Raw genomic sequence first — 8027 nt, 5'->3', positions numbered from 1 at the left:
AGTTCCTACCACGGCCGCAGGTCTGACAGATGGTAAAGTAACCTATCCGGTGGTGCCCACTTCTTCAACCTTGACCGAAGGCCCACTATTATACAATGGCACAGCCATCAACACGACACTCAACCAGTGTGTGCGTGAGATTTATATTATGGAAGCTGAGAATCATACCGATAACCATACCAAAGCCAAAGACTTGCTTAAACGTACTTGTCTGGTAGTGGGCGGTACCTACAACAGCGATAGCGAACCCAGCTATTACCGCGTAGATTTCTCTACCGACACAGGATCAGCACAGGCTTTTCTTGATGTACTTCGCAATCACAACTACACCATAAACATCACCAAAGTACCCGGCTCCGGTTACGAAACCCCGGATATTGCCTTCCGTAGCGGTCCGGTAAATATCGAAGCCAGCGTACTGACCTGGAACGGGGTAGGGATGAATATCCTGACCACCGATGGACAATACACCCTGGCAGTGGATAAAGATGAATATACCTTCAACAAAGAAGCCGTGACAAGCAAGGCAGCCGAAAATACACTCAATGTATGGACCGACTATACCACCGGTTGGAAAGTAGAGAAATACGTTGATGCTACCAACGAGAGCCAAACCGCCGGTTGGTTGAAGCTGGTTCCTGCCACAGGCGATAAAGATAATATAACCGAAACCTATATCGAATTAGAAGCAAACGAAACCGGCGCTTCCCGTTCGGCCAAGATTTATCTGGAAGCCGGACGTATCCGCAAACCAATTACTGTTACTCAGGGTACGGCATCCAGCGTACAGCCGGGCATTAAGCTCTATCTGGCCGATACTGAAATCTCTTCGGGATACCAGCTCACCTTCACCCCTCGGAAAGACGCTACCCTGGCCGGTGCTCAAACCCTGCGGGTGGTATGGGAGCCTAATACAGAGAATGTTACCGTAACGGTAAACAAAACATGTTCCGCTCTGGAAGGGCAACCGGTAAGTGAAACCTTTAATGGTGGTTCCAGACAATACACCATCACCACTACGGCTGTTAAATCCAATGGTAATAGTACTTTGCCTACCGATGAAGAAGCAACGGTTACGTTCCGTACCCAAAGCGGTCATGAAGCTACAGTGAAATTGTTGCAGAAGAATTACGGGCTTATTTATAAAGACGTAAAGAGCAAATACGCTTCAGCTACCAGCAAAGAATACAGTTTTACGGTACAGAGTAATACCAGTTGGAAGATTGGTTCTGTAACCGATGCTTCGGGTGTGCTTACGACTGCTTCTAAAACAGCTTTAGAGTCCACAACTGGTACGTCAGGTACAACTACTATAAAATTCACCGTTGCTGCTAATTCTACCGGAACTGCCACTTTGAACTTTGTAAATGAAGATGGATTATTCACTGATGTGGCCGTTACATTGAATGTTCAGCCTGTTGTTCCCGCCGAATTCGGCGGTAGTAATATCGTTTGGAAAGATGGAAAGTTGACCTTCTCTACCGGCCCTAATGACTTAAGCGTAGATGCCCAGGCTCAAGGTGTTTTCTTCCAGTGGGGTTCCCTGGTTGCTATCAGCCCTGTGGGTACTACCTTCTCCAGTTCACAGATTTTGTATAAACCAGATGAATATACAACTGCCATCACATCTTGGACTACTATTCCTTATGTCAATGAAACCACTGCTCCGTTCAATAATGACGTGCAAACTGAGGATGACTTTGCTACTTACAACAGCAATACCGGTTACAATGCCTCTACCGGTAAGGGTGATATCTGTCGTTACATCTCCGCCAAGGGTTGGGTAGCTGGTAGTTGGCGTTTGCCTACCTCTGCTGAGCAAAAGACATTCCTCGAGGCAGCTGGTAAAAGCCCAGCACACGCTAGTTATTATGGTACTCCCAACGGTACTTTCGCTGCCTTCACCGCTTCCAATGCCAACGGTCTGGATCAAATCCCCAGTTACATTCAGCTTTTGGATCAGCGTTTCCCTGTCTCCGGCTACCGGGTCACCGATGGGGCTTTGCTCGGCACAGGCAGCCTCGGGTACTTCTGGTCGGGCTCATCGGGCTCCGCTACGTACGGGCTCGCCATGCACGTGAGCTTGAGCGGGGCGGGCCAGAGCAACAACTATCGGCAGAGTGGGTTTGTTGTTCGCTGTGTCCGAGACTGAGTGTGCCTACCCAAGCTGTATCTAAAATGATGGGCTTAGCTAAGCTGTCCTGGCCGGCAATAGAATACCGGTATGGAAGTTTAGCCAAGAACTGATCCATCGGCAGGGAGTTTTCAGGTACATCTGCCAAACCGCTCCACGGTGCTCTACCTTCAAGGTATGGGTATTGAACGGTTGGAGAAAAGGGAGTTGGAAGAGACTCTCAGGTGTGAGTATAGGAGCTGAATGTAAATGAACCACTGATGAAGCATCGAAAAGAAACTTTTTCTATGTGTATCATAGAATTAGTCGTTGTCGTGTTAAGCATGAACTATTCCATGATGTGATATCACGATCATGCTCCACTAAATTTGTTTTGTTGCGAAGTCTCCCGAGCCAGGCGTGGTCAGGGAGACTTTANAGTATGGATAAAATACAGAATACATATGAATGAAGGTAGTCGTATACAATGTTACCGGCTCGGACGGGGACGGGTGGAACATATAGCCCATGCGGCTCATTACCGGCTGTTCTTTCTGCTGGAAGGTAAGATATTCCTTAAAAGCCAGGTAGCAGGGAAACATCTGCTTTATGCCAAAGAAATGATGATGTTACCGGCAGGAAGCGAGATCAGTTGCAGTGCATTTGATAAATCTAAATTTGTCATATTGGATTGTACGGTGCTTCGCGCTAAAGGAAATGTTTCCTATATGGAAGAATTAAAAGAGGTTGCGCTTGTATATGAGCCGGAGAAAATGGTCTTTCCTATTTGTATTAAATTGGAGAAGGTGTTAAACGGCTTTTTTGGCTATACAATGGATGGGAGCTGTTATACTGATTCTTACGATGCTGTTTTTATTTTCCTGCGGTCGTTGTATACACCACAGGAACTGGGGGCTTTGTTTGCTCCGATGATACGTGTAGAGTTGAAAGTTGAAAGTTGAAAATTGAAAGTTAAAGGTAAAATACAGTATTTATGAACTCTCTCTCCGCTGGTGCGGGAGTATAGGCGGATGTTATAATCGTGGTTATGTAGTTTTTTTGATTGCTCCCACCACCTCCCCCCTTCGGGGTACTCCTCCTCTAGGGCAGGAGGAGAGCCGGCGAGGCGCCGGAGCCAGATTCACGATGCCGCATGGTCTATTTGTCATGGCTGCGCAGCCAAACTCCCCTCCTGCCCGGTAGGAGGGGTGCCCAAAGGGCGGGGTGGTGGGAGCAATATATTCATTTCCACACCGTTATACGCTAACCGTGTTCAACCCAATATAAACGAATTTAAAGAATATACTTAAGATAAAAATAGAATGGATAATGATATGCTTATAGATCAGATCAAAGAACACCTGTTTTGGATAAAGAAAGAATCAGGTTTGTTGTTACTTGAAATTCGTCAGCGTAACGGATTAACCCGGCTATTTGTGGCCGAAAGTATAAATATGAGTCAAAGGAATTTATCTACGATAGAAAGGGAATATAAAGCTACGCTTGATGAAATACTCAAACTCTATACATTTTATCATTCCAAGGGCTATGCAACTCCTGAGGATGATGAACGGCTTAGAAGGATTATGATGGGTGAATGAACTATTCTTGTATCGAATTCACGTTAAATTAAGGACTTGGGTAGGGTTATAAGGAAAAGAAAGCGTGTAAGCCTTTCTTTTACGATTGGTTTACACGCTTATTTAGTTGAAATTTGAAATTGAGAGCGAACTATAAATCTTCGATCTCCCTGGAAGATAGTCCGGTAGCTTTCAGGATAATCTCACTCATTTACATCCCATTTTGAGTACAAGCCACGAATAATTCCGTCCTTTCTGATACGGTTAAGACGAATTATTTAAAATACCAGATATGAATAGACTCTTTGTACTCACACTTTTATTGCTATCACTCTCGGTTTGCGGATTTGCGCAACAATCCATTTATGTTTCTCCTCATGCTGCAAAAGGAGGGAAGGGAACGTTACAGTCTCCTTACGCTTCTTTGGAAGAAGCTCAGAAGGCGGTAAGGAAATTGAATAAAAACATGAAAGGAGATATTACCGTTTATCTTCGCGGAGGCAGTTATTATATCACATCTTCCCTTGAGTTTACTGAAAAAGATTCGGGATCAAACGGTTACCGGGTTATTTACAAAGCATATGAGAATGAAACGCCGGTCATTGACGGTGGTCAGCAGATCACGGGTTGGGAGCCTACCATGCACCGGAATGTTTATAGCGCACCTTTTAAAAGCGACCGGAAACTTCGTGCTCTTTTTGTAAATGGTAATCGTGCCCGTATGGCTACTAGCAGCAACCCAATCACCGGACAAGGAAGTTGGGGAAGTATGAAAGTAGAAGGTACTGAACATTGGGCGTTGGGTGAAGGTACAGTAGTGCGGGGAATTAAATTCCTGAGCCGGGACTTGCCCGTTTTATCCAATCCCGAAGATGTGGAGTTGATTCATAAAAACGTGTGGAACGAAAAGATTCTTTGCGCTTCGCAGGTGGAACGCCTTGACAATGATACGCTTGTAGTTGAATTGCAACAACCTTACGGGGCTATACTGACTTCGCTTGCATGGGCCGGAAGCACCAAATACCATAAAGATTTTATTATCCGCAATGCATTTGAACTGTTGGATAGTCCGGGCGAATTTTATTTCGACCGCAAGCAGCAGCGCATATTCTACTATACTGAAAATGAGGATATGGAACAGGCAAAAGTCATTGCTCCCGTAAGCGAAGGTTTGATCCGTATTTATGGAAGTTCCAATAACTCGCGGGTGGAAGACCTGGCATTCGAAGGAATCACATTCAGTCACGATGCATGGCCGCTGATGGAGATTGACGGTTCTTGTGGTTTTGGTGGAATCCAGAGTCTGGGGTTGGCCATTAAATATATTCCCGATGGAAACTGGCATCCAACCAAATACAACAGTACCGATGTGCCTCCCGGCTCGATTGATGTAAAGAATGGTCAAAATATCTCTTTCATTCGCAACCGGTTTGTGCAACTGAACTCAGCAACCGGTATCAGCCTGGTAAACGATGTGGTCGGTGCCGAAGTAACCGGAAACTTTTTTAATGATTTACTTGGTAATGCGGTAAATGTAGGCCACTCCCAACATTATGAAATCGGCGACGGCGATATCTACGGCCCGGGTGTGGAAGGCGTTTGCAAGAATATAAAGATTACGAACAATTATATCCGTAATATCTCGCTCGACTTCCGCATGGTAGAAGCCATTCTTGCTTTCTTCGTTGAGAACGTGAATTTCGATTATAACGATATTGCCGGAACGCCTTATGGCGCCATTGCTTGCGGATGGTGGTGGGCAAATGCAGGTATACCGCCCTCGACCGTGGCTAAGAACAATACCATGAACTATAACCGCATCCACAATACCCACCTGGTATTGCACGATGGAGGTATGCTATACACGCTGGGAAAACAACCCGATTCCCAGATTATTGGTAACTACCTGACGGATGGTCCCCGTTGTATTTATCCGGACGATGGCTCCGCATACTTTACCATCAAAGATAATGTGATTTACAGCCTGCATAAACTTTGGTTGCATATCGCTTCCGACCGCTGCCACGATATTGTTATCGACCATAATTTTGTGAAAGACAACGGAACCATCAATAACGGAGTAAACACTCCGCTCACGAATACCATCAACTTCCGTAACCGTCCTTTCGACGATGAGGCGAAAGCTATAATGGATGCCGCCGGCATACAGGCTCCTTATAAGGATATCATTCCTCAGGAAGAACCTGCCGAACTGTCTATCTATCCTTATGTTCCGAAAGAAGCATGGATTAACTAATCTCTATATGTTATGAAGAAAATACGATTAATACTCGCATGTTTATTTTGTCTGACCATACAATATGCGTCGGCCAAACCGGGACAAGTAGACTATACCATACTGTCGGCAGGGGGTGAGTCTTTCCCCACCACCGTTTACGGGAACCCATATTCCGGCAATTACCGGAGTATTCTTGAAATTGCTCCCGAAGTGACCGGGCTAAAAGGCGTGCGTTTGCCGGTTGATAAGCAAGGCAACCTGAAAGCTACCCGCTTGCAACTGAAATTTAACCAGTCGGTGAAACTGCTCCTTGGAGTTGCTGGCCCGTCGGGACAAACTTTTGATGCTTCTATGTTGGCTAAACTGGATTTCCATAAAGGAAAGGTTTCGTCAAAACCTGTATTGCTCAATGCATTAAGTATTACCGAACTTCCGGCTATGGATGTATACGAAGTACGTTACCCGGCGGGCGAACAGGAATTGACCATCCCCGAAAATCCCGGGTTTCATATCGCTGTTCTGGGAGCCGTTTCTTCGGGCAAGAAGATCGCCTACCGCGATGTTAAACTCCCGGATCAGGAAGATTATGAAGCGTTTTATATTGACGGATTTGTGAATGATACTCCACTGTTCACCGTAGTTGGCGGACAGGATCAGCCGGTTATCAATGTCGGTTCGCCCGGCACGGAAGAAATCCTCGGAGGATTTGAAGCAGGTTCCGTGGTTCGGGTAAACGGAGTTTACCATATGTTTCCAACCGAACGCACCGGTGCACCGGATATGCCAATGAGTCACGACCGTGTGAAAACCCGTATCGGCCACTGGACGAGCCCGGATGCTATCTGCTGGACGCGTCAGACTCCGATCATTGAATCCACCGGCGTATATGCAATCGTACATGAAGATAATCCGATGAACGACCGCCGTTCTGCTATCTGGTCGTTCAATGCCGTATTCAGTGAGGAAAATAATCGTTGGTATGGTTACTATCTGGCATATACTACTGATAAGGATGTTCAACCGAACCACTCCTTTGGGCGTATCTGGCGATGCGAGTCGCAAGTGCCCGGTATAGAGGGTATTGGAGGACCTTATAAAGATATGGGCATTATCGTAGAGCCGGGACTGGACTCTCAGTTGTGGGAAGGCCGTCAGGGTGTGGCTTCTTTCTATCCTTTTAAGGTGAAAGATCATTGGTATGGGTTTATCAGTGGGGCCTATCCTTTCCTGACGAAAGAAGATTATCCCTTGCATGGAGGCAAGAAGAAGATGGCCTGGTACGTGGGACTTGCACAGTCTGAAACCATGGAAGGTCCCTGGACGCGCATGGGCGAGGATGTCAATCCGCTGACGTGCATTCATCCTACTTTTTGTGAGAATCCTATTGTGTCGCAATTGCCCAATGGATTGTATATTGCCATGTTCGATGGTGGACCTTCGTATCTGAAATTACCTAATAAAATAGCATACACGCTGTCTAAAGACGGAGTGAACTGGACGCGCGCGCATTATCTTGCCATTGATTCTACGGTAAACAAGTGGTGGATGACCATGCGTACCCCTCTCTGCCTGATTCCCGAAGGCGATGATGTATATACCATAGTCTATACGGCCTGGGTGCACGATGACACAAGCGATAATCCGAATGCGAAAACCCGCTTTAACCCCGTAGGGATGGTGAAGGTGAAAATAGACAATAAGGTGTTGGACGAAATAGCAAAGGGGCTTTAATCATACCGGTCTGTCAACATCGACTCCGTATAAAGCAAGTTTATCAATTAATTTACGAGACGATTTGAATAATTGGCTTCTGATTTCTTCTACAGTATAAGTTTTATCCTTATCTGTTTTTTGATCCTCCTCTTTGAGCAAGTATATATCTATGTCTGCGCACAACAAAGCTATAACTTCCTTGAGTGTTAGGCTTTTTTCCATGATTAAGATGTTTTGTTATGTATATAACAAATCATCTAGCTAAAATGTTTTGATATTTTATACAAAAAAACGGATCAGGCAGAAAAGTTGATTGCTAATCATTGTATAAACAACATGCTTTATAGAGTTTCACTCTTTTGTAGGGTTTTGAAGGAAAGTT

Annotated in this window: 6 protein-coding genes; 5 read left to right on the top strand and 1 reads right to left on the bottom strand. The window is 45.5% G+C overall.

The features are described 5' to 3' along the window. From D0T87_RS21045 to D0T87_RS21025, 5 genes are all read left to right on the top strand, one after another. Positions 1-2152, top strand: a 2152-nt coding sequence (locus D0T87_RS21045; protein WP_304521321.1) for a BACON domain-containing protein, incomplete at its 5' end; no start/stop codon positions are given. A gap of 425 nt (positions 2153-2577) precedes the next feature. Continuing rightward, positions 2578-3075 carry a cupin domain-containing protein gene (locus D0T87_RS21040; protein WP_163177800.1) on the top strand — a complete coding sequence of 166 codons (498 nt, stop codon included), beginning with the start codon at positions 2578-2580 and terminating at the stop codon, positions 3073-3075. Between the two features lie 360 nt (positions 3076-3435). Next, positions 3436-3714 (top strand): hypothetical protein, encoded by a 279-nt coding sequence (locus D0T87_RS21035; RefSeq protein WP_163177798.1) that lies wholly within the window; start codon positions 3436-3438, stop codon positions 3712-3714. 271 nt (positions 3715-3985) lie between these two features. Beyond that, entirely contained in the window at positions 3986-5950 is a 1965-nt protein-coding gene (locus tag D0T87_RS21030; RefSeq protein WP_163177796.1) for a right-handed parallel beta-helix repeat-containing protein, read from the top strand. A 12-nt stretch (positions 5951-5962) separates the two neighbouring features. Beyond that, a complete protein-coding gene (locus tag D0T87_RS21025) occupies positions 5963-7663 on the top strand; it encodes a hypothetical protein (protein WP_163177794.1) in 1701 nt (566 codons plus the stop codon). Here the strand turns inward: D0T87_RS21025 and D0T87_RS21020 are convergent, their stop codons facing one another. Then, complete coding sequence (locus D0T87_RS21020) at positions 7664-7867, bottom strand: hypothetical protein (RefSeq protein WP_163177792.1); 204 nt, start codon at positions 7865-7867, stop codon at positions 7664-7666. Between the last annotated feature and the right edge of the window lie 160 nt (positions 7868-8027).

This window comes from Bacteroides sp. 51, from assembly GCF_010500965.1.
GTDB lineage: Bacteria > Bacteroidota > Bacteroidia > Bacteroidales > Bacteroidaceae > Bacteroides.
The sequence above is the reverse complement of the archived record's forward strand: the minus strand, read 5'-3'. Positions and strand labels throughout refer to the sequence as shown.

Coding starts and splice junctions, on each gene's coding strand:
- D0T87_RS21040 (WP_163177800.1), top strand. CDS start 2,578: ATGAATGAAGGTAGTCGTATACAATGTTACCGGCTCGGACGGGGACGG.
- D0T87_RS21035 (WP_163177798.1), top strand. CDS start 3,436: ATGGATAATGATATGCTTATAGATCAGATCAAAGAACACCTGTTTTGG.
- D0T87_RS21030 (WP_163177796.1), top strand. CDS start 3,986: ATGAATAGACTCTTTGTACTCACACTTTTATTGCTATCACTCTCGGTT.
- D0T87_RS21025 (WP_163177794.1), top strand. CDS start 5,963: ATGAAGAAAATACGATTAATACTCGCATGTTTATTTTGTCTGACCATA.
- D0T87_RS21020 (WP_163177792.1), bottom strand. CDS start 7,867: ATGGAAAAAAGCCTAACACTCAAGGAAGTTATAGCTTTGTTGTGCGCA.